The organism is Streptomyces avidinii (assembly GCF_014650695.1).
Taxonomy (GTDB): domain Bacteria; phylum Actinomycetota; class Actinomycetes; order Streptomycetales; family Streptomycetaceae; genus Streptomyces; species Streptomyces avidinii.
In genome coordinates, this window is the sequence record NZ_BMVL01000015.1 from 43,091 (window position 1) to 63,821 (window position 20,731).

General features: G+C 73.1%; 20 protein-coding genes. 11 read left to right on the top strand and 9 right to left on the bottom strand.

What is annotated here, in order from left to right:
- Positions 1–70 precede the first annotated feature (70 nt).
- Positions 71–2,557, top strand: coding sequence for a helicase C-terminal domain-containing protein (locus tag IE257_RS30365; protein ID WP_189973077.1), 2,487 nt, complete (start codon positions 71–73; stop codon positions 2,555–2,557).
- 129 nt (positions 2,558–2,686) lie between these two features.
- Positions 2,687–3,280, top strand: coding sequence for a DUF4291 domain-containing protein (locus IE257_RS30370; protein ID WP_189973078.1), 594 nt, complete (start codon positions 2,687–2,689; stop codon positions 3,278–3,280).
- Positions 3,281–3,353: 73 nt separating this feature from the next.
- Here the strand turns inward: IE257_RS30370 and IE257_RS30375 are convergent, their stop codons facing one another.
- The 3 genes from IE257_RS30375 to IE257_RS30385 all read right to left on the bottom strand — a co-directional run bounded on the left by IE257_RS30375 (position 3,354) and on the right by IE257_RS30385 (position 4,754).
- Positions 3,354–3,896: a DoxX family membrane protein gene (locus IE257_RS30375; protein WP_372453140.1), complete on the bottom strand. Its 543-nt coding sequence runs from the start codon at positions 3,894–3,896 to the stop codon at positions 3,354–3,356.
- Between the two features lie 176 nt (positions 3,897–4,072).
- On the bottom strand, positions 4,073–4,552 hold the full coding sequence (locus tag IE257_RS30380; protein ID WP_209468439.1) for an N-acetyltransferase: 480 nt from the start codon (positions 4,550–4,552) through the stop codon (positions 4,073–4,075).
- A 31-nt stretch (positions 4,553–4,583) separates the two neighbouring features.
- Positions 4,584–4,754, bottom strand: a complete 171-nt coding sequence (locus tag IE257_RS30385; protein ID WP_189973079.1) for a hypothetical protein — start codon at positions 4,752–4,754, stop codon at positions 4,584–4,586.
- 156 nt (positions 4,755–4,910) lie between these two features.
- Between IE257_RS30385 and IE257_RS30390 the strand changes: the two genes are divergently transcribed.
- Positions 4,911–6,554 carry a DNA repair helicase XPB gene (locus IE257_RS30390; RefSeq protein WP_189973080.1) on the top strand — a complete coding sequence of 548 codons (1,644 nt, stop codon included), beginning with the start codon at positions 4,911–4,913 and terminating at the stop codon, positions 6,552–6,554.
- Here IE257_RS30390 and IE257_RS30395 read toward each other — a convergent pair.
- Together IE257_RS30395 and IE257_RS30400 are read right to left on the bottom strand one after the other, a co-directional pair.
- Positions 6,512–7,279, bottom strand: a complete 768-nt coding sequence (locus IE257_RS30395; protein WP_189973081.1) for a glycosyltransferase 87 family protein — start codon at positions 7,277–7,279, stop codon at positions 6,512–6,514. The genes IE257_RS30390 and IE257_RS30395 overlap by 43 nt on opposite strands.
- A 101-nt stretch (positions 7,280–7,380) precedes the next feature.
- The gene (locus tag IE257_RS30400; RefSeq protein ID WP_030387351.1) at positions 7,381–7,566 is read right to left on the bottom strand and encodes a hypothetical protein; all 186 of its coding nucleotides are present in this window, start codon (positions 7,564–7,566) and stop codon (positions 7,381–7,383) included.
- A gap of 413 nt (positions 7,567–7,979) precedes the next feature.
- Here IE257_RS30400 and IE257_RS30405 point away from each other — a divergent pair, with 413 nt between their 5' ends.
- Entirely contained in the window at positions 7,980–10,052 is a 2,073-nt protein-coding gene (locus IE257_RS30405) for a HelD family protein (protein ID WP_189973082.1), read from the top strand.
- 179 nt (positions 10,053–10,231) lie between these two features.
- Here the strand turns inward: IE257_RS30405 and IE257_RS30410 are convergent, their stop codons facing one another.
- Complete coding sequence (locus IE257_RS30410; protein WP_189973083.1) at positions 10,232–10,918, bottom strand: copper homeostasis protein CutC; 687 nt, start codon at positions 10,916–10,918, stop codon at positions 10,232–10,234.
- Positions 10,919–11,047: 129 nt separating this feature from the next.
- Between IE257_RS30410 and IE257_RS30415 the strand changes: the two genes are divergently transcribed.
- The 3 genes from IE257_RS30415 (at position 11,048) to IE257_RS30425 (ending at position 14,405) form a co-directional block, all read left to right on the top strand.
- On the top strand, positions 11,048–11,716 hold the full coding sequence (locus IE257_RS30415; protein ID WP_189973084.1) for an HD domain-containing protein: 669 nt from the start codon (positions 11,048–11,050) through the stop codon (positions 11,714–11,716).
- Positions 11,717–11,770: 54 nt separating this feature from the next.
- Entirely contained in the window at positions 11,771–12,991 is a 1,221-nt protein-coding gene (locus IE257_RS30420) for a Cmx/CmrA family chloramphenicol efflux MFS transporter (protein ID WP_189973195.1), read from the top strand.
- Between the two features lie 166 nt (positions 12,992–13,157).
- Complete coding sequence (locus IE257_RS30425) at positions 13,158–14,405, top strand: serine hydrolase domain-containing protein (RefSeq protein ID WP_189973085.1); 1,248 nt, start codon at positions 13,158–13,160, stop codon at positions 14,403–14,405.
- Between the two features lie 61 nt (positions 14,406–14,466).
- Here the strand turns inward: IE257_RS30425 and IE257_RS30430 are convergent, their stop codons facing one another.
- On the bottom strand, positions 14,467–14,736 hold the full coding sequence (locus tag IE257_RS30430) for a DUF4031 domain-containing protein (RefSeq protein ID WP_030387344.1): 270 nt from the start codon (positions 14,734–14,736) through the stop codon (positions 14,467–14,469).
- 7 nt (positions 14,737–14,743) lie between these two features.
- Positions 14,744–15,118, bottom strand: coding sequence for a DUF8819 family protein (locus IE257_RS30435; RefSeq protein ID WP_189973086.1), 375 nt, complete (start codon positions 15,116–15,118; stop codon positions 14,744–14,746).
- Positions 15,119–15,302: 184 nt separating this feature from the next.
- Here IE257_RS30435 and IE257_RS30440 point away from each other — a divergent pair, with 184 nt between their 5' ends.
- From IE257_RS30440 to IE257_RS30455, 4 genes are all read left to right on the top strand, one after another.
- Positions 15,303–16,172 carry a MurR/RpiR family transcriptional regulator gene (locus IE257_RS30440; RefSeq protein WP_372453141.1) on the top strand — a complete coding sequence of 290 codons (870 nt, stop codon included), beginning with the start codon at positions 15,303–15,305 and terminating at the stop codon, positions 16,170–16,172.
- A gap of 76 nt (positions 16,173–16,248) precedes the next feature.
- Positions 16,249–17,184, top strand: a complete 936-nt coding sequence (gene murQ, locus IE257_RS30445; RefSeq protein WP_189973088.1) for an N-acetylmuramic acid 6-phosphate etherase — start codon at positions 16,249–16,251, stop codon at positions 17,182–17,184.
- Positions 17,185–17,206: 22 nt separating this feature from the next.
- On the top strand, positions 17,207–18,790 hold the full coding sequence (locus tag IE257_RS30450) for a PTS transporter subunit EIIC (RefSeq protein ID WP_189973089.1): 1,584 nt from the start codon (positions 17,207–17,209) through the stop codon (positions 18,788–18,790).
- A 17-nt stretch (positions 18,791–18,807) separates the two neighbouring features.
- Complete coding sequence (locus IE257_RS30455) at positions 18,808–19,191, top strand: hypothetical protein (protein ID WP_189973090.1); 384 nt, start codon at positions 18,808–18,810, stop codon at positions 19,189–19,191.
- 11 nt (positions 19,192–19,202) lie between these two features.
- On the opposite strand, the gene IE257_RS30460 is transcribed toward IE257_RS30455, so the two are convergent.
- Positions 19,203–20,633, bottom strand: coding sequence for a hypothetical protein (locus IE257_RS30460; RefSeq protein WP_189973091.1), 1,431 nt, complete (start codon positions 20,631–20,633; stop codon positions 19,203–19,205).
- Between the last annotated feature and the right edge of the window lie 98 nt (positions 20,634–20,731).

The following is a 20,731-nucleotide window of genomic DNA, read 5'->3' on the forward strand; positions in this document are numbered from 1 at the left end:
TACCCCCTGACCCGAAGGTAGCGCGTGCGCCCGTGGAGCTGCTGCGGGCGCAGCGGATACCGTTGACCGGATGGGGACCGGCCGACTGACCGGCCGACGCGACCAGGAGGCGACTGTGCCCGAGGCAAGCACTGCGGCGGGATCCGCCGGCGGGAGCCCGGCGGGAAGCTCCCCGCGTTCACTCGCCGAGGCGCTGCGCGCCCGTGACGACGCGGCGCTCGCGGCCCTGTTGCGCGCCCGGCCGGACCTGCTCGGCCCGGTGCCGGGCGACGTGACCCAGCTGGCCACCCGCGCCGGGACCCGGGCCTCGGTGGTGCGGGCCCTCGACCGGCTGGACCGGTTCGCCCTGCAGACCGCCGAGGCGCTCGCGGTGGCTCCGGACCCGTGCCCGTACCCGGTGCTGGAGGGGCTGTTGACGGGCGGCGAGGACGAACGGGCCCGCGCGGCGCTGCCCGACGCGCTGGCCACCCTGCGCGACCAGGCCCTGGTGTGGGGCGACGAGGACCGGCTGCGGCTGGTCCGCACGGCGCGCGAGCTGCTCGCGCCGGCCGCCTCCCGCCCCTCCCCCACCGGCCTCGGGCCGACCGTCGCGGAGGCCACCTCCGGGATGTCGCCGACCCGGGTGCAGGAGATCGTGGCGGCCGTCGGGCTGCCCGCCACCCACGACCCGGTGTCCGCGGTGGCCGCACTGACCGGGCTGTTCACCGACCCGGAGCGGATGTCGGCGCTGCTGGACGAGGCACCGGCGGAGGCGCACCAGGTGCTGGGCCGGCTCGTGTGGGGGCCGCCGTACGGGGAGGTGACCCCGAACCCGACGCCGCCCGTGCGCTGGCTGCGCGACCGGGGCCTGCTGCTGCCCGCGACGGCGCGGACCGTCCTACTGCCCCGCGAGGTGGCACTGCACCTGCGCGGCGGGCTCGCGCACCGTGACACCGCGCCGGTGGCGCCGCCGGTGCCCGCGGCCCGCGAGCACCGTCCACAGCTTGTGGACGCGAACGCCGCCGGTCAGGCGCTGGCCGCACTGGGCACCGTCGAGGAGCTCGTGAAGTCCTGGGAGCACGCCGGTCCGCCGGTGCTGCGCGCGGGCGGGCTCTCCGTACGGGATCTGAAGCGGGCCGCGGCCCTGCTGGACACGACCGAGCCGCAGGCGGCCTTCTGGATCGAACTGGCCTACGCGGCCGGGCTGCTGGCCAGCGACGGGGAGGCCGACGAGCGGTACGCGCCCACCCCGGCCTTCGACGACTGGGTCGAACTGCCGCCCGCCGAGCGCTGGTCGCAGCTCGTGGCGGCCTGGCTGCCGGCCACCCGCACGGCCCCGCTGGTCGGCGAGCAGGACGCCAAGGGGCGCACGCTCTCCGCGCTCGGCCCCGAACTCGACCGTTCCGCCGCCCCCGAGGTGCGCCGGCGCGTGCTGGAACTGCTCGCGGAGCTCCCCGAGGGCGGCTCGCCCGACCCCGGCACCCTCCTGGCGCGGCTCGCCTGGGAGCGCCCCGTACGCGGCGCGAGCGACCTGCGGGCCCGGCTCGCGCACTGGGTGCTGACCGAGGCGGAGGTCCTCGGCGTGACCGGCCGCGGCGCCCTGTCCGGGCCCGGCCGGGCCCTGCTGGAGCACCGCGACCCGGCGCCGCTGTTGGCCCCGCTGCTGCCGGAGCCGGTGGACCACGTGCTGCTCCAGGCCGACCTGACGGCGGTGGCCCCCGGCCCGCTGCGCCGCCCGCTGGGCGACACGCTGGCCGTCCTCGCGGACGTGGAGTCCAAGGGCGGGGCGACGGTGTACCGCTTCACGCCCGGCTCGGTGCGCCGGGCCCTGGACGCCGGCCACGCCGCCGCCGACCTGCACGCCTTCCTCAAGGAGCACAGCCGTACGCCGGTCCCGCAGCCGCTCGCCTACCTGATCGACGACGTGGCCCGCCGGCACGGGCACCTGCGGGTCGGCGCGGCCTCCTCGTACGTGCGCTGCGACGACGACGCGATGCTGGGCGAGATCCTCGCCGACAAGCGCTCGGCCGGGCTGGGGCTGCGCCGCCTCGCGCCGACGGTACTGGCCGCGCAGGCCGAACCGACCGTCCTGCTGGAGGGCTTGCGCGCGATGGGCTATGCGCCGGCCGCGGAGTCCCGTACCGGCGACGTGCTGGTGGCGCGGGCCGACGCCCACCGCACCCCGGCCCGCTCGGCGCCCGTACCGGTGCCGGACGGCCCGCCGGTGCCGGACGCCACGCTGCTGGCGGCGGCCGTACGGGCGATCCGCGCGGGCGACGTGGCGGCGACGGCGGTGCGCAAGGAGCCCGCGGCGACCTCCGCGGCGGGAGTGCCGGGCGAGCTGCCGCGCACGAGCGCGGCGGAGACCCTGGCGACGGTGCAGGCGGCGGCGCTGACCGGGTCGGCGGTGTGGATCGGCTACGTGAACGCGGAGGGCGCGGCGAGCCAGCGGGTCATCGCGCCGGTCCGGGTGGAGGGCGGTTTCGTCACCGGGTACGACCACACGGCGGACGAGGTACGGACGTACGCGCTGCACCGGATCACCGGTGTCGCGGAGCTGGCGGACGACCAGGTGTAGGAGCGGTGGCGGTGGTGGCCCGCCCGGCCGCCCGGCCGGCCGGCCGACGGCCGGCGCCCCGCCCGGCCTCTCCCCGCCCCGGCCCGAAATCCGATGGTCGGCGCGATGACGAGCCGCCATCCTGTGCTCATGTCCGACGACGTACCGAACCGCCAGATCCGCGCGGCGCACACCGGCACCACCATCACCGTGTACCAGGCCTACTCCCCGGCGCTCGGGGTGCCGGCCGCCCGCGACGGACGCTTCCCGCCCGCCTGGAAGCGGGAGCGGATGACGTGGATCAAGCCGTCGTTCCTGTGGATGATGTACCGCTGCGGCTGGGGGTCCAAGGCCGGCCAGGAGACGGTGCTCGCGGTCGAGATCACCCGTGAGGGCTTCGACCGGGCGCTGCGCGAGGCCTGCCTGTCCCACTACGCGCGAGGCGTGCACGCGGACCGGGCGGCCTGGAAGGAAGCCCTGCGCGCGGCGCCCGTGCGGGTCCAGTGGGACCCGGAGCGGGACCTTCGGCTGAATCCGCTGCCCTACCGGTCGCTCCAGCTCGGCCTGTCCGGTCCGGCGTCCCGTGCTTACGCGGACGAGTGGACGGTCGGCATCCGTGATGTGACCGGGCTGGCCCGGGAGATCCGCGGACTGATCGGGTCCGGGGACGAGGCGGCCGCGCGGGCCCTGCTGCCCGAGGAGACCCCGTACCCGGCGGGGCCGCTGCCGCATCTGGGTGCGTAGGCCGACCTCTTTCGGATCCTGCCGGGCGCCGTGGGCCCGTCAAGCTCCGAAAGAGACGGCCCGGCGGGGCGGTTCAGTCCCGGATGATCAGGACGATGAATCCCGCGACGATGCCCACCAGCAGTGCGAGCAGGGAGTAGCGGGGGCGGGACTCGCGCAGCACGGGGAGGTAGTGGTCGGCGGCGAAGCGTCCCGGGCCGGTGAGGGTGAGGGCGACGACCGCGGCGAACAGCACCACTTCGAGCTCCACGCCCTTGGGCGGGAAGTACGCGCTCAGGCCCCGGACGTCGAGGACGTTGATGAAGATGCCGGTCAGGGCCGCTCCGGCGAGCGGGGTGAGCAGGCCGAGGGCCAGACCGAGGCCGCCGAGGGTCTCGGAGAGACCGGCGATGACGGCCATGGCGTCGCCGGCGGGGTAGCCGGCCATCGTGAAGCCCTTGCCGGTCGCGGTGAGGCCGGGGCCGCCGAACCAGCCGAAGAGCTTCATCGTGCCGTGGCCGACCATGCTGAGGCCGACGACGAGCCGGAGCAGGAGCAGGCCGGTGTCGTGGGTGATGGTGGTGGCGGGAGCCGAGGAGGTGCTGAAGAGCGTGCGGTCCCAGCTTGTCTGCATCATGAGGGTCCGTTCAGAGATCGCCTGGCAGCGACGGCCACCGTACGACGCCCGCCCACGACACCCCGGCGCAACATCACCGGCCGGCCCCATCGACCCTGCCGTCTACCCGTTCGGCCGTAGAACACCTGCCCGACGGTGGGGGCGATGCCGCTGCCGCGGCGTCGCCGCCACCCGCCTCACCTGGGGGCGTAGTCGATCCGCCCGGCATCGAAGGGCCACACCTCGCGGAGCCAGCGGGTGACCTGCTCGTGGACCCGCGCGTCCGGGGCGGCCCGGTCGGATCGCACCCAGTGGCTGACCGCGACCCGTGCGGGGTCCTCCCGCGAGGGGTGGACGTACAGGCAGCCGATCACGTCGCCGCCACCGTCCGGATCCCCTTCCAGGAGGCTGTACGCGAAGGCGACCCGCTCCTCGAATTCCCGCGCGTGGCGGACCAGGTCCGCACGGTTCGCCTCGGCGGACATCCCCTCGACCGGTGGCCGGCCCCGCCCCACGAAGCCGGGTGTCGCCCTGATGTGCGCGATGCTGCCGGTCCAGGCGGCGTGGTCCCGTTCGTTGGGCTCGGCGCCGAGCGGCTCCAGCCGGAAGCCGTCGGCGACGAGGGTCCGCGGCACGGCGAAGTCGGCGGGCACGAACAGCTGCTGATCATGACTCACGTTCGGACCGTACGTGCCCGCTCCGCCAGCGTCAGCAGCTTTTCCACCGGCCACTGGTCCTCCGCGTGCACCCCGTACCCGACGGCCAGCCGATCAGCATGGTGAACAGGCCGAGACCGATCGCGATGCCCTTGCGCAGGCCCAGCGGCACGGCGAGGCCGCCCTCGGCGCGCGCTCCTTCACCCAGGACCGCGAGTTCCACGGCGGCCTCACCCTGCTCCTGGATGGCCTGGGCCGCTGACCCGGCGGGACGCCTGACCGGGTGCCCCGGTCGGCACCCCGCCGAAGCGCCGTGTTCCCAGCCTCCGCGCCGTACGGCACACTGGAGGTTTGACCTGAATGAAACGGGGCGCCGCGCGTGAATGGTCCACTCATCGTCCAGAGCGACAAAACCCTCCTCCTCGAAGTCGACCACGAGCTCGCCGGAGCCGCCCGGCGCGCCATCGCCCCCTTCGCCGAGCTGGAGCGGGCTCCCGAGCACATCCACACCTACCGGATCACCCCGCTCGGCCTGTGGAACGCCCGGGCCGCCGGTCACGACGCCGAGCAGGTCGTCGACGCGCTCGTCGAGTACTCCCGCTACCCCGTCCCGCACGCGCTCCTCGTCGACGTCGCCGAGACCATGGCGCGCTACGGCCGCCTCACCCTCAGCAAGCACCCCGTCCACGGACTGGTGCTGACCAGCACCGACCGGCCGGTGCTGGAGGAGATCCTGCGGTCCAAGAAGGTCGCCCCGCTCGTCGGTGCGCGGCTCGACGCCGACACCGTGGCCGTGCACCCCTCCGAGCGCGGGCAGATCAAGCAGACCCTGCTCAAGCTGGGCTGGCCCGCCGAGGACCTCGCCGGTTACGTGGACGGCGAGGCGCACCCGATCGAGCTGGCCGAGAACGGCTGGGCCCTGCGCCCCTACCAGCAGCAGGCCGTCGAGGGCTTCTGGCACGGCGGTTCCGGCGTGGTCGTGCTGCCCTGCGGCGCCGGCAAGACGCTGGTCGGCGCCGGAGCCATGGCGATGGCCAAGGCGACGACGCTGATCCTGGTGACGAACACCGTCTCGGCCCGCCAGTGGAAGCACGAGCTGGTGAAGCGGACCTCGCTGACGGAGGAAGAGATCGGTGAGTACTCCGGTACCCGCAAGGAGATCCGGCCCGTCACCATCGCCACGTACCAGGTCCTGACGACGAAGCGGAAGGGCATCTACCCGCACCTGGAACTCTTCGACTCCCGGGACTGGGGCCTGATCGTCTACGACGAGGTGCACCTGCTGCCCGCGCCGGTCTTCAAGTTCACCGCCGACCTGCAGGCGCGCCGGCGGCTCGGCCTGACCGCGACGCTGGTGCGCGAGGACGGTCGGGAGTCCGACGTCTTCTCGCTCATCGGGCCGAAGCGGTTCGACGCCCCGTGGAAGGAGATCGAGGCGCAGGGCTACATCGCGCCCGCCGACTGCGTGGAGGTCCGGGTCAACCTGACGGAGTCGGAGCGGCTCGCGTACGCCACCGCCGAGACGGAGGAGAAGTACCGCTTCTGCGCGACGACGGCGACGAAGCGGAAGGTCACCGAGGCACTCGTGGCCAAGCACCGCGGTGAGCAGACCCTGGTGATCGGCCAGTACATCGACCAGCTCGACGAGCTGGGCGAGCACCTGGACGCGCCCGTCATCAAGGGCGAGACCTCCAACGCGCAGCGCGAGAAGCTCTTCAACGCCTTCCGCGAGGGCGAGATCAGCGTGCTGGTCGTGTCGAAGGTCGCGAACTTCTCCATCGACCTGCCCGAGGCCACCGTCGCCATCCAGGTGTCGGGCACCTTCGGCTCCCGGCAGGAGGAGGCCCAGCGCCTGGGCCGCGTGCTGCGGCCGAAGGCGGACGGCCACGAGGCGCGGTTCTACTCGGTCGTCGCGCGCGACACCATTGACCAGGACTTCGCGGCGCACCGCCAGCGGTTCCTCGCCGAGCAGGGGTACGCCTACCGGATCATGGACGCCGACGAGCTGCTGGCCAGCGACTGACCCCGGCAGGCCCGGGCCGCGAGGACGGCCAGTAAGGGCGCGCACCACACCCACAGCGGTGGCCAGTCCAGGACGAGGGACCGGGCGGCGGCGGGCAGTTGCCCGGTCCAGAAGTCGGCGGAGGCCTCCGGGAGGACCAGCAGCCCGAGCAGGGCGGTGGCGGCCGAGGCCGCCAGGGCCGTGAGCCCGGCCCGGACGTGGCGGGTCAGCAGGAGGTACGCGGCGATGGCCGCCGGGGCGAGGGTGATCCCGGCGGCGACGCCCAGTCCGAAGCCCTTGCCGAGCGCCGAGCGGGGCCGGCCGAGGTCCCACAGGACCAGGCAGGCGAAAGCCAGGTTGATCTGGCCGGGCAGCGGGGCCTGGAACAGCGGTTGCAGCCACAGCCCCACGATGGTCGCCGCCAGCACGGGCCCGGGCCGGGAGCGCAGACCCGCGAGGCGGCAGGACAGCGTGACCAGGAGCGCGAGCAGGCCGGCGTTGCCGAGGACGAGGAAGGCCTTCAGTGCGCCGGCCGGCAGCCACGCGGCCGGCGTGAACAGGATCGCCGCGAACGGCGGATACGTGGCGGGCGGCCCCCACTCGGCGGCGGAGAAACCCTCGACGAGCGCGTCGGCCACCGGAATGCGCAGGGCGATGCAGAGCACGCCCAGCACCAGCAGCGAGCCGGTCAGCAGCACATCGGCGAGAGGCGACGGCGAGCGGCTGGGAACGGGGCTCCGGGTCACCCGCGTGACCCTAGTGGATCAGTGGCCGCGCTGCGCGGGCCTGCACGGGCCTGCACCGAGCCAGGGCGGGCGTGCACGGGCCGGGACGTGCAGGGAGCAGGTCAGTGACGTATGACGCCCGCGTCCTCGGCGTATTCGCCGAGGACGACGACGCTGACGGCGGTCGCCGCGAAGATCCTGACGGCGCGCAGCATGCCGCCGAGGCCCTGGCGCGGACGGGAATCGGAAGTGTCGGTGGCGCCGCTAGGGCGGCCGCCCTGGATCGGGGTGAAGGTTGCGGTGCTCATGGATCCATGGTGCGTTTGCGCGCCGCCCCGCACATCGCTCCCGGGAGGGAACCTCACGGGTCCCCGGGTCCTCCTCCCGTCGCATGCGCACCCCTAGGGGAGCTACCGAAGTCTGACACTCCCCCGTATGACACCCGCTCCGGACCGCCCGGCCTCCCCCGGCATCCCCCCGACGTCCACCGGCCTCCCCCGGCATCCCACCGGCGTCCCGATGTCCACCGACGTCCCTCGCCGCCCCTCCCCGACGCCCCGCCGCCGCCCCTGCCGCCACGCGTTAATCCATTCGCGCCGCACCGCACCGGTGGCTAGAATCTCCGCTCTTGCCGCCTCCCGCCGCCTCATCGGGGAGAGCCGCCCTCCGGCCGGAAACCGGCGGGCCATCTGTTCCGCACCCAGCAGCTGGAGGCAGTTCCGTGCCCGCGCACGCCCCCGAGACCACGCACGACGATCCGCTGGGCCGCGAACGCGCCCACCTCACCGCCTCCCGTTCCGCGCTGCGCGCCATGCGCGAGGACGTCGAAGCCCTCGACATCCGCGACGTCACCGCGAACTGGGTCAACGCGATCGTCCTCCAGGCCCAGATCGACGACCGCATCAAGGCCCTCGCCGACCTCGCCCACACCCCGCTCTTCTTCGGCCGCCTGAACTATCTGCACGCACCCGGCGCCGAGCTCGCCGAGGGCGCGGAGGGCGAGCAGTTCTACATCGGCCGCCGCCACGTCCACGACGCGGACGGCGACCCCATGGTCATCGACTGGCGCGCGCCCGTCTCCCAGCCCTTCTACCGGGCCTCCAAGAAGGACCCGCAGGACATCTCCCTGCGCCGCCGCTTCGGGTACACCGGCGGCGAGCTGACCGCGTACGAGGACGAGCACCTGTCCGACCCCGCCGAGGCGGCCGCGGTCAGCAAGCTGCTCCAGCAGGAGATCGAGCGCCCGCGCGTCGGCCCGATGCGCGACATCGTCGCGACGATCCAGCCCGAGCAGGACGAGATCGTCCGCTCCGGCCTGTCCGGCTCCGTCTGCGTGCAGGGCGGCCCCGGCACCGGAAAGACCGCGGTCGGCCTGCACCGGGTCGCGTACCTGCTGTACGCGCACCGCGACCGCCTCGCCCGCACCGGCACCCTCGTCATCGGGCCGAACCGTTCCTTCCTCCACTACATCGAGCAGGTCCTGCCGGCCCTGGGCGAGCTGGAGGTCAAGCAGGCCACCGTCGACGACCTGGTGGCCCGCCCCGGCCTGGAGGTACGCGGCACCGACGCCGCCGAATCCGCCGTGGTCAAGGGCGACGCCCGGATGGCGGAGGTGCTGAGCCGCGCGGTCCGCTCGCACGTCAGCCGCCCCACGGAGCCGCTGATGGTGGTCCGCGGCTCGCGCCGCTGGCGGGTGCCCGCGTACGAGCTGGAGGAGATGGTCGAGGAACTCCAGAAGCGCGACATCCGCTACGGCGCCGCCCGCGAGGCGCTGCCTCAGCGCATCGCGCACGCGGTGCTCGTACGGATGGAGCAGGCGGGCGAGGCACCCGACGACCGGGTGCAGGACGCGGTGGCCCGCAACGCGGCCGTGAAGGCGGCGGTGAAGGAGATCTGGCCGCCCGTCGAACCGGCGAAGCTGGTCCTGCGCCTGCTGTCCGACCCCGAGTTCCTCGCGCTGCACGCGGCGGACGTCCTCACCGAGGACGAGCAGAAGCTGCTCCTGTGGCCGAAGCCGTTCCGGAGCGTGAAGTCGGCGAAGTGGTCGGCGGCCGACCTGGTCCTGATCGACGAGGCGGCCGACCTGGTGGAACGGACGCATTCGCTGGGTCACGTGGTGCTCGACGAGGCCCAGGACCTGTCGCCGATGCAGTACCGGGCCGTGGGGCGGCGCTGCACCACGGGCTCGGCGACGGTCCTCGGCGACCTCGCGCAGGGCACCACGCCGTGGGCCACGCGCAGCTGGGACGAGGCACTCGCGCACCTGGGCAAGCCGCAGGCGGTACTGGAGGAGCTGACGGCGGGCTTCCGCGTGCCGCGCGAGGTGATCGCCTACGCCTCCCGGCTGCTCCCGTCGATCTCCCCGGGCCTGGCCCCGGTCTCCTCGGTCCGCGAGACCCCGGGATCGCTGCGGGTCGCGGCGGTCGCGGAGGCCGCGGGTCTCGATGCGGCGGTGGTCGCCGCGTGCCGTGACTCCTTGGCACACGAGGGTTCGATCGGCCTGATCGCGGCGGACGCGCGGATCCCGGTGCTGGCCGAAGCCCTGCTGGCGGCGGGGCTGCCCCACCTGTCCCCCGGCGAGGAGACGACCTCGGAGTCCCGGCTGACGCTGGTGCCGGCGTCGCTGGCGAAGGGTCTGGAGTACGACTACGTGGTCCTGGACGAGCCCGCGGCGATCGTGGACGGCGAGCCCGACGAACGGACGGGCCTGCGCCGGCTGTACGTCTGCCTCACCCGCGCGGTCTCGGGCCTGACGGCCCTCCACTCGGCCCCACTGCCTGTGGCTCTCGCCTGAGGTGACGTGACCTGACCCGCGGGTCCGCTCCTGCGGCTCCGCCCCGAACCCCGCTCCTCAAACGCCGGAGGGGCTGGAAATCAAGCGCCGCCGGCGCGATTCCAGCCCCGCCGGCGTTTGAGGCGATCTTTCAGCCCCGCCGGCGTTTGAGGAGCGGGGGCCCGGGGGCGGAGCCCCCGTCAGGACAGGGCGGCGCGCCAGTCCGCGACGGCCTCCGCCGAGACGGGCCGGCCCCACCCGGAGGGACGGGCCGCGCCGCCGATGTGGAACGCGTCGATCCCGCCCGCCCGCAGCACCGGCAGGTGCGCCAGCGTCAGGCCGCCGCCCACGAGGATCCGCGCCCCGTACCCCGGCTCGCCCCCGCGCGCCGCCTCCGCCAGCAGCACCGGCAGCCCCGCCTCCACGCCCTCCGGCGAGCCCGCCGTCAGGTACGTGTCCAGCCCGGGCACATCGGCCAGCGCCTTGCGCAGCTGGTCCCGGTCCGCCGCCCGGTCGATCGCCCGGTGGAAGGTCCAGCGGCAGCCGTCCAGCTCCGCGACGACCGCCTCGACGGCGGCCAGGTCGGGGGTGCCGTCGGCGTGCAGGAAGCCGAGTACGAACTCCTGCGCGCCCTCCGCCCGCAGCTCCCGCGCCACCCGGACCAGGTCGGACACGTCACCGGCCGCGAAACCGTCGGTCCTGCGGAGCATCACGCGCAGCGGGATCTCGACGGCCGCCCTGATCGCCGCGAAGGTCTCGCGCGGCGGGGTGAGCCCGTCGGCGGCCATGTCGGTGACCAGTTCGAGTCGGTCCGCCCCACCGGCCTGGGCCGCGACCGCATCCTCCACGTCGAGGGCGATCACCTCCAGGAGCGCACGGTTGCTCATTCGATCCCATCCTTCGGAAAGCAGCTCGGAAAACCGGGGAAACCAGATAAATAGGTCTAGTCCAATATTCAGAGTACGGGGCTCCCCCCGCCCTTCACCAGCACAATCACGCCACCCCACAATGTGCCCATGGACACAGGCACCCCGCGCAGCGACACCGCCGATCTCCGGGCCCGCTGGCACGCGACCGTCACCGACGCCGGCGCCCCCGCCGACCGCGATCCCGCCCCTTACGCCGACCGCCTCCTCGCCGCCTGGGCGGAACCGCAGCGCCGGTACCACACCACCGCCCACCTGGCCGATGTCCTCGCGCGGATCGACGTACTGGCCCCGCACGCCGCCGATCCGGCCGCCGTGCGGCTCGCCGCCTGGTTCCACGACGCCGTCTACCGCCCCGACCGCTCCGAGAACGAGGAGCGCAGCGCCGCCCTCGCCGAGCGCGCCCTGCCCGAGCTCGGCATCGACCCCGCGCGCACCGCCGAGGTGGCCCGGCTGGTCCGGCTCACCGTCACCCACGATCCCGCCCCCGGCGACACCGACGGCGAGGCCCTCTGCGACGCCGACCTGGCCGTCCTGGCCGGGTCGCCCGACGCCTACGCCGCGTACGCGGCCGCCGTCCGCGCCGAGTACGGCTTCGTCCCCGACGACGCCTTCCGCACCGGCCGCGCCGCCGTCCTGCGCCAGCTCCTCGCCCTGCCGCGGCTCTTCCGCACGCCCTACGGAGCCGCGCACTGGGAGGCCCCGGCCCGGGCCAACCTCGCCGCCGAACTCGCCGCCCTCACCGACCGGGGAATTTGATCGCGTTCGCGCTGGTTGGTGACAGGCATGCCCGCAGCAGCCGCACGCCCCCGCATGCCCGTCGCCGTGTACGTCCTCGGCCTGTCCGTCTTCGCGCTCGGCACCAGCGAATTCATGCTCTCCGGGCTGCTGCCACCCATCGCCGAGGACATGGGCGTCACCATCCCGCAGGCGGGCCTGCTCATATCCGCCTTCGCCATCGGCATGGTCGTCGGGGCACCGCTGCTGGCCGTGGCCACCCTGCGGCTCCCCCGCCGCACCACTCTCGTCTCCCTCATCAGCCTCTTCGGCCTGGGGCAGATCGCGGGCGCGCTGGCCCCCTCGTACGAGCTCCTCTTCGCCTCCCGCGTGGTCTCCGCGCTCGCCTGCGCCGGCTTCTGGGCCGTGGGCGCGGCCGTCGCCATCGCCATGGTCGACAAGGACCAGCGGGCCCGTGCGATGGCCGTCATGATCGGCGGCCTGTCCATCGCGAACGTCCTCGGCGTCCCCGCCGGCGCCTTCCTCGGCGAGCACCTGGGGTGGCGCTCGGCCTTCTGGTCGGTCGGCGCGGCTTCCGCGATGGCCCTCGTCGGCATCCTGGCGCTGATCCCGAAGATCCCGCTGCCCGCCGAGAAGCCCTCGCTCGGGCGCGAGCTGCGCATCTACCGCGACCGCCAGGTATGGCTCTCCATCGGCATCACGGCGCTGGCCGCGGGCGGCGTCTTCTGCGCCTTCAGCTACCTCTCACCGCTGCTCACGGACGTGGCCGGGCTGGACTCGCAGTGGGTCCCCTGGATCCTGGGCCTCTTCGGCATCGGCGCGCTGGCCGGCACCACCGTCGGCGGCCGGGTCGCCGACGCGCACCTGTTCGGCGTGATGATCTGGGGCATCACCGCCTCCACCGTCTTCCTCGGCGCGCTCGCCCTGCTGGCCTCCACCGCCGCCGCGGCGGTCGCCCTCGCCTTCCTGCTCGGCTTCTCGGCCTTCTTCACCGCCCCTGCGCTCAACGCCCGCATGTTCAACGTGGCCGGCGCCGCCCCCACCCTGGCCGGTGCCACCACCACGGCCGCCTTCAACCTCGGCAACACCGGTGGCCCCTGGCTCGGCGGCACCGTCATCGACGCCGACCTGGGCTTCGCCGCCACCGCCTGGGCGGGCGCCGCCATGACGGTCACCGCGATCGCCCTCACCGTGATCGCCCTGCGCCTGGACCGCCGTACGCGGCCGCGCACGACCCGCGTGGTCGCCGGAAGCGGCGCCGCCACGGCCCCCACCGAGGAGCCCGTCCGCGCCTGACCGCGGTCCCGCCCGCGCCCGGCCGCGGTCCCGTCCGCGCCTGAACGGGACCCTGTCGCGCCCGACCGCGGTCCCGGTCGCCGCCCCGGACCCGGCTTCCTACGATGGGATGGTCCGCTCGGGGATCAGGGCACCGCTCGGGGACGTGCGTCAGAGGGGATCCGCCATGGGCCGGTACCGCACGCCCACCGTCCTCGCAGCCGCCGGCCTGCTGCTGTCCGCGCTCTGCGCCGGCCAGGCACCCGCGGCCGCCCCGCCGGGCCGCGTCGACATCAACCCCGTCATCGCCGAGCAGCTCGACGACGCGATCACGGCGGCCATGCGCAAGGCCGGCATCCCCGGTGTGGGCGTCGGCCTGTGGGTCGACGGCGACGACTCCTACGTGCGCGCCTTCGGCACCTCCGACAAGGCCACCGGCATCCCCATCAAGACCGACATGCACACCCGCATCGGCAGCGTCACCAAGACCTTCGCCATCACCGGCGTCCTCCAGCTCGTCGACGAGGGGAAGGTGCGGCTCGACGCGCCGATCTCCACGTACCTCGACGGCGTGCCCGGCGGCGAGGAGATCACCGTCCGGCAGCTCGCCGACATGCGCAGCGGCCTCTACAACTACACCGAGGACCCTCGCTGGATGGCCACCTTCAAGGCCGACCCGCACCGCGCCTGGACCCCGCAGGAGCTGCTGGACATCTCCTTCGCGCACCCCGCCGACTTCCCGCCGGGCGCACGCTGGGAGTACTCCAACACCAACACCGTCCTGCTCGGCCTGCTCGTCGAGAAGATCAGCGGGCAGCCCCTGCACACCTACCTGAAGCAGCACGTCTTCGAACCGGCCGGACTGGAAGCGACCTCGCTGCCGACCGGTGCGGAGATCACGTCCCCGTACGTGCACGGCTACACGAACTTCACCCCGGACGGCGCGACCGTCGACGCCTCCACCTGGAACCCGTCGTGGGGCTGGGCGGCCGGCGCGATGATCTCCACCATGGACGACCTGCGCTCCTGGGTCCCGACCCTGGTCACCGGGAAGCTGCCCGACGGCGGCCGCCTGCTGGAGCCGGGCACCCAGGCCCAGCGGCTGCGCATGCTGCCCACCGGGCACCCCGACGTGGGCTACGGGCTCGGCATCGCCGAGCTCGACGGCTGGATCGGCCACAACGGCGAGCTGCCCGGCTACGAGACCATCGCCGTCCGGCTCCCGCAGGAGCGCGCCACCCTGGTGATCGTGGTGAACTCCGACGTCGACGGCAAGTTCGGCAGCCTGAGCTCCCTCATCGCCAACACCGTCACCAAGATCGCGACCCCGGAGCACGTCTGGTCGCTCCCGCAGGCGGCCCAGCCCAACACCGTCCCCGAGCCCTCCGCACCCCCGCCGGCGACGCCCGCCCCGACCCCGGCGCCGAGCTCCTAGACCGGAACACCGGAGCACCGGAGCACCGGAGCACCGGAACACCGGAACACCGGGACGCCCTTCAGGCGGCCGGCCGGCCCTTCGGGCGGCGCAGTCCCGCCGCAGTGAGCCGACGGACGAGTTCCTTGCTGCCGATCTCCACCGCCCCGGCGCCGACCGCGTCCGCGTACCGGTAGGACGGCACGTCGTAGTGGTCCCGCTCGAAGGCCCGCGGCGGACACCCGATGCCCGCCGCGAAGGCGTGCAGCTCCTCGTACGAGACGTCGCTGACCAGGTGCGACCACATGCGGCCGTGGCCCGGCCAGGTCGGCGGGTCGATGTAGACGGTCACCGGCGGCTCATCGCCGGCCGAGGACGGGGGCCAGGCCGCCTATGGCGGCCACCTTCACACCCGCCTCCGAGCAGACCCAGTGCGGGTCGGGCCCCAGCTCCGGCTCCACGTCCAGCGCGTGCGGGTCCCCGTGGTTGCAGACCGGGCAGAGCGGCCAGCGTCCGTACTTCTCCAGCAGTGCGTCCTTCACGTCCTGGGCGACGAGTCCGGCAAGGTAGTCGACCCCCTCCGGCCACTGCTCCACCCACCACCGGCGGTGCGTGACCGAGTCCTCGACGAGGGAGACGACATCGGCATCGGCGACCTCGCCGGCAGCGAGATCGGCGAGAACGAGGGCACGGGCGACGTGCAGCGCCTGTTCCAGGGGAGTCGCGTGGTCCATGCGCCCATTGTGGACCCGTTCGGGGCCCGTGAAGAAGGCCCTCTTTCCGAGGGCCCAATGGCGTATTGACCGCGGCCACCTCTGAAAATAAGTTTCAGAGGTGAGCCAGAACCAGAAGGAAACTTCCAGCACCCCCGCGCCCCCCACCGCCACGGCTCCGCCGCCCCACGCCCTCCGGGCCCGGATCCGCGGTCTCGGCCCGTCCCTGCCCCGCTCCGTGCAGGCCGTCGCCGACGCCGTCGCCGCCGACCCCGCCACCTGCGCCCGGCTCACCGTCTCCGCCCTCGCCGAGCACACCGGCACCAGCGAGGCCACCGTCGTGCGCGCCGCCCGCCTCCTCGGCTATCCCGGCTACCGCGACCTGCGCCTCGCGCTCGCCGCCCTCGCCGCCCAGCAGGCATCCGGCGCCGCGCCCGCCGTCACCGTCGACATAGCCGTCGACGACCCCCTCGCGGACGTCGTCGCCAAGCTGGCCCACGAGGAGGCGCAGACCCTCACCGACACCGCCGCCGCCCTCGACCTCACCCAGCTCGCCGCCGCCGTCACCGCCCTCGCCACCGCCCGCCGCATCGACATCTACGGCGTCGGCGCCTCCGCCCTCGTCGGCCAGGACCTCGCCCAGAAGCTGCTGCGCATCGGGCTCGTCGCCCATGCGCACAGCGACCCCCACCTGGCGGTCACGGGCGCCGTACAACTGCGTCCCGGCGACGTCGCCGTCGCGATCACCCACTCCGGCACCACCGGCGACGTGATCGAACCGCTGCGCGTCGCCTTCGGCCGCGGCGCCACCACGCTCGCCCTCACCGGTCGCCCGAACAGCCCCGTCACCCGCCACGCCGACCTCGTACTGGCCACCTCCGCCGCCCGCGAGACCCAACTGCGCCCGGCCGCCATGTCCAGCCGGACCAGCCAGTTGCTCGTCGTCGACTGCCTCTTCGTCGGCGTCGCACAGCAGACCTACGACACCGCCGCGCCCGCCCTGGCCGCCTCGTACGAGGCCCTCACCCACCGCCACAGGTCCAGCCCCGCCACATCCAGCCCCTCCGGCGTTTGAGGAGCGGGGAGCGGGGCGGAGCCCCGCTCTCGAAGCCCAGCCCGCGCACCATCCGCCGCCCGCCCGGGAGCCAGCCATGACCGCCCACGCAGAACTCCGCGCCCAGCTGGACACGCTCACCACCGAGGCCTTCCGCCCGGACCTCGCCGAGATCGACCGGCTCTCCACCCTCGACATCGCCCGCACGATGAACGCCGAGGACGCCACCGTCCCCGCCGCCGTCGCCGCACAGCTCCCGCGGATCGCCGCCGCCGTCGACGCGATCGCCGAGCGGATGGCCCGCGGCGGCCGGCTCGTCTACGCGGGCGCCGGCACGGCCGGCCGGATGGGCGTCCTGGACGCGAGCGAGTGCCCACCGACCTTCAACACCGACCCCGCCGACGTCGTCGGACTGATCGCGGGCGGCCCCTCGGCCATGGTCAAGGCCGTCGAGGGCGCCGAGGACTCGAAGGAGCTGGCCGCCGAGGACCTCACCGCGCTGGGGATCGGAGCGGACGACACGGTCGTCGGCATCTCCGCCTCGGGCCGCACCCCGTACGCGATCGGCGCCGTCGAGTTCGCCCGCATGCGCGGCGCGCTCACCGTCGGGCTCTCCTGCAACGCCGGCTCCGCCCTCGCCGCGGCCGCCGACCACGGCATCGAGGTCGTCGTCGGACCCGAACTCCTCACCGGATCCACCCGCCTGAAGGCCGGCACCGCGCAGAAGCTCGTCCTCAACCTCGTCTCGACCATCACGATGATCCGCCTCGGCAAGACGTACGGGAACCTCATGGTCGACATGCGCTCCTCGAACGAGAAGCTGCGCGCCCGCGCCCGCCGCATCGTCGCACTGGCCACCGGCGCTCCCGACGAGGAGATCGAGGCCGCGCTGGCCGCCACCGGGGGCGAGGTCAAGAACGCCGTCCTCGTCGTCCTCGGAGGGGTCGACGGACCCACGGCCGCCGAACTGCTCGCCGCCTCGCAGGGCCACCTGCGCGCCGCTCTGGCCCTCGCCCTCGCCCCCACCAGCTGACCCCGACCCAAGGCGATCCCATATGTCCACTGACAAGAACCGCGCCACCGCCGCCGCGATCCTTCCGCTGGTCGGCGGCCCGGACAACATCACCTCGATCGCGCACTGCATGACCCGCCTGCGCATCTCGCTGCGCGACCGCTCGCTGGTCCAGGACGAGGCCCTGCGCGCCCTGCCGGCGGTCCTCGGCGTGGTCGAGGACCTGGGGGCACCTCCCAGCGGTAGCCGGGGGATGTACCAGATCGTGCTGGGCCCGGGCACCGTCGCCCGTGTGACCCCGGAGTTCGAGGCACTGGTCGAGGAGGCCCGCTCGGCCGTCCCTGCGGCCCCGGCTGCCCCAGCGACCCCGTCTGCGCCAGCGGCCCCTGCCGTACCCGCCTCGACTCCCGCCACCGCACACACCATCACCGCGGCGGACCTCGCCGCACGGGGCGCGGCGCTGAAGGAGGCTCAGAAGGCCCGCAACGCCACCCCCTTCAAGCTCGTCCTGCGCCGCATCGCGAACATCTTCGTCCCGCTGATCCCGGCCCTGATCGGCTGCGGCATCATCGCCGGGCTGAACGGCCTGCTGACGAATCTGGGCTGGGTGCCCGCCGTCGTCCCCGCGCTCGCCGCCATCGCATCCGGCTTCATGTCCCTGATCGCGGTCTTCGTCGGCTACCACACGGCCAAGGAGTTCGGCGGTACGCCGATCCTGGGCGGCGCGGTCGCCGCGATCATCGTCTTCCCGGGCGTCGCGAAGATCGACGCCTTCGGGCTGGAGCTCAAGCCCGGCCAGGGCGGCGTCCTCGGCGCGCTCGCCGCCGCCCTCCTCGCCGTGTACGTGGAGAAGTGGTGCCGCAGGTGGGTGCCGGAAGCCCTGGACGTCCTCGTCACCCCCACCCTCACCGTGCTGATCTCGGGCCTCGTCACCATCTTCGGCCTGATGTACCTCGCCGGTGAGGCCTCCGCCGCCATCGGCACCTTCGCGAACGCGCTCCTCGCCGGCGGCGGCGCCTTCGCGGGCCTGGTCCTCGGCGGCCTCTTCCTCCCCCTCGTGATGCTCGGCCTGCACCAGGCCCTGATCCCCATCCACACCACCCTCATCGAGCAGGACGGCTACACGGTCCTGCTGCCCATCCTCGCCATGGCGGGCGCGGGCCAGGTCGGCGCGGCCATCGCCGTCTACTACCGGCTCCCGCGCAACGGCTCGCTCCGCGCCACCATCAAGTCCGCGCTCCCGGCCGGTTTCCTGGGCGTCGGCGAACCGCTGATCTACGGCGTCTCCCTGCCGCTCGGCCGCCCCTTCGTCACGGCGTGCATCGGCGGAGCGGCCGGCGGCGCCTTCGTCGGCCTCTTCCACCAACTGGGCGTCGCCTTCGGCTCCACCGCCATCGGCCCCTCCGGCTGGGCCCTGTTCCCGCTGCTCGACGGCAGGTCGAGCGCGGGCATCACCCTCGCGATCTACGCGGGCGGCCTGCTGGTCGGCTACCTCGCGGGCTTCGTCGCCACCTACTTCTTCGGCTTCACCCGCCGGATGCTGGCCGACCTCAACACCGACCCGGGGCCGGCCCCGGGCACCGCCACCGCCGCCGAAGCACCCCCGCAGGAACGCATCCCGGCCTAGCCCGGCATGCTGTGCGGATGCTGCTCCCCGCCGAGGCCGTCGCCGCCACGACCCGTATCGACGTCGTGCGCATCACCGACGGTCCCGAGCGGCACGGCGACCCGATGACCGGGCCCGTCGTGGGACACTGGGAGGGTCCCGCCGTCGCGGAGATGCTCGCGGCCGTACGGAAGATCCCCGCCGCCGACCTCACCCTGTGCGGGTTCGCCCCCGGCTGGGGCATCCGCGCGTACGGCGACCCGGCCGGACCGCCGCTCTACGAGGCCGCGTTCTGCTACGGCTGCGACATGGCCTGGGTCTGGGGCCCCCGGGTCCCGGAGCCGCTGCACCGCCAGACCTTCGACTCGGAGTCGCCCTACGCGCTCTTCCTGCGCATGCGGATGCGCGCCGCGGGCCCGTGAGTTCGAGCCGGTCACAGGGCCGGGGGCGGGGTCGGAGGCGGGGTCGGAGGCGGGGTCGCGCCCTTTTCGGTGGCGCCGGCCTTTTCCAGTAGCTCCGGGTAGGGCATCTGCGCCATGGAGCCACGGACCTGCGTGAGCCCGTAGCGTTCAATGGCCCTCTGATCCAGCGGCGGCTTCTCCGGATCGAACCGTATCCGTTTATCCGGTGGGGACACATCCACAATGACCGTGGGCGCCTTACCGCCCAACCCCCACACCGTTACACACTGCGGACCGCGGATCACGTTCAGAATTTCACTGCTGTTCGAGATCGCGGTCCGGAATTTATACCTCGGATCGGGAGGATCCCCCTCCCTCAAGGAGTTCCTGAGCGTCTTCCCCGACAGCCTGGTGTTCTCATAGTTCCCGGTCATTTTCATTCTGTCTTTCCTGATCACGTAAACCTCGCTCTGAGCGGTGATCGCCTCATATTTGCGAGGATCGGGATCCTTCACCTCGATGACCGCGTCCTTGGCGACCTCTTCTCCTGGGTTCAGCACATGGCCGTCCGGCAAGACGAACTCTCCGTCGAAGATCAATTCGGATCTGGAAGCCTTGTCGGCGGGCGTGCTCCACGCGGGCTCGCCACGGATCCAGTAGGTACTGCCCAGGACATAGACAGGCACCTGACCGGCGTTCTTCACGTACAGATGAACCGTCACATACAGCTTCGCCGCCCCCTTGTCGATGCTCGACTCCTTGAACTCCGCCCCGGTCTGGATCAGCGGCGTCGTCACATAGGGAACATAGATCTGCGAGTACGCCAGATTGGCGGCGGCCAGAACGGTGGAAACGATCACCCCGATCGCAATGTTCTTGGGAATGCGGAGACCCTTCCCCGCCCGGTATTTGACCAGTTCGAACAGGACGATCGAAGACCAGACAACGAGGGCTATACCGATGACGGTGGCGGAGGTGAAACGCTCGCCGATCTGCAGCAGAAGGACAGAAATTCCACAGAGGAGGGCGATCACAACTCCAAACAGAACGGCCACCCCCGAGTAACGCCAACGCCGCATTTCCCAGAAGTCGACAGCAGCCGCAGCCGCGATCAACTCCATCATGGCTACCACAAAAATGGTGAATCCCGCGATGCGTCCGCCGTAGGTGAGGGCATCACCACTGTCCACGATTCCGATACGAAAGAGCGGGAATGAGGTCGCGAGGAGGCCCAGGACCACGAAGAAGCCGGTGGTTCGTCGCATCCACGCCCGGTCCGGCCAGACAGTGGCGTCCCCACCGAGCCAACGGATGGGGCCCCCGCCTGCCACACCTTCACGACGCAGGAGTCTCCTGAGCTCCTTGTCGGACCAAACCCCGCCCACCGGCCTGCCGTCTATCCGAACTTCCCGCAAGCCGAGGTCATCCGGCGCTCCCACGGTCACTTCACGCGTGTTCGCCATAACACCAGCCTGCGCCTTGACCGCAGAGGGCGCTCCTCGTGCGCCCCATCGTGCGCCCCCCCTCAGCGTGCAAGCGCCGCGCCGCAGAGGGAGGGTGG

Excerpts from the sequence above, each read along its gene's own strand:
- IE257_RS30365 (WP_189973077.1), top strand. The coding sequence starts at position 71 with ATGGGGACCGGCCGACTGACCGGCCGACGCGACCAGGAGGCGACTGTG.
- IE257_RS30370 (WP_189973078.1), top strand. The coding sequence starts at position 2,687 with ATGTCCGACGACGTACCGAACCGCCAGATCCGCGCGGCGCACACCGGC.
- IE257_RS30375 (WP_372453140.1), bottom strand. The coding sequence starts at position 3,896 with ATGATGCAGACAAGCTGGGACCGCACGCTCTTCAGCACCTCCTCGGCT.
- IE257_RS30400 (WP_030387351.1), bottom strand. The coding sequence starts at position 7,566 with ATGAGCACCGCAACCTTCACCCCGATCCAGGGCGGCCGCCCTAGCGGC.
- IE257_RS30410 (WP_189973083.1), bottom strand. The coding sequence starts at position 10,918 with ATGAGCAACCGTGCGCTCCTGGAGGTGATCGCCCTCGACGTGGAGGAT.
- IE257_RS30415 (WP_189973084.1), top strand. The coding sequence starts at position 11,048 with ATGGACACAGGCACCCCGCGCAGCGACACCGCCGATCTCCGGGCCCGC.
- IE257_RS30420 (WP_189973195.1), top strand. The coding sequence starts at position 11,771 with ATGCCCGTCGCCGTGTACGTCCTCGGCCTGTCCGTCTTCGCGCTCGGC.
- IE257_RS30425 (WP_189973085.1), top strand. The coding sequence starts at position 13,158 with ATGGGCCGGTACCGCACGCCCACCGTCCTCGCAGCCGCCGGCCTGCTG.
- IE257_RS30435 (WP_189973086.1), bottom strand. The coding sequence starts at position 15,118 with ATGGACCACGCGACTCCCCTGGAACAGGCGCTGCACGTCGCCCGTGCC.
- murQ (WP_189973088.1), top strand. The coding sequence starts at position 16,249 with ATGACCGCCCACGCAGAACTCCGCGCCCAGCTGGACACGCTCACCACC.
- IE257_RS30450 (WP_189973089.1), top strand. The coding sequence starts at position 17,207 with ATGTCCACTGACAAGAACCGCGCCACCGCCGCCGCGATCCTTCCGCTG.
- IE257_RS30455 (WP_189973090.1), top strand. The coding sequence starts at position 18,808 with ATGCTGCTCCCCGCCGAGGCCGTCGCCGCCACGACCCGTATCGACGTC.
- IE257_RS30460 (WP_189973091.1), bottom strand. The coding sequence starts at position 20,633 with ATGGCGAACACGCGTGAAGTGACCGTGGGAGCGCCGGATGACCTCGGC.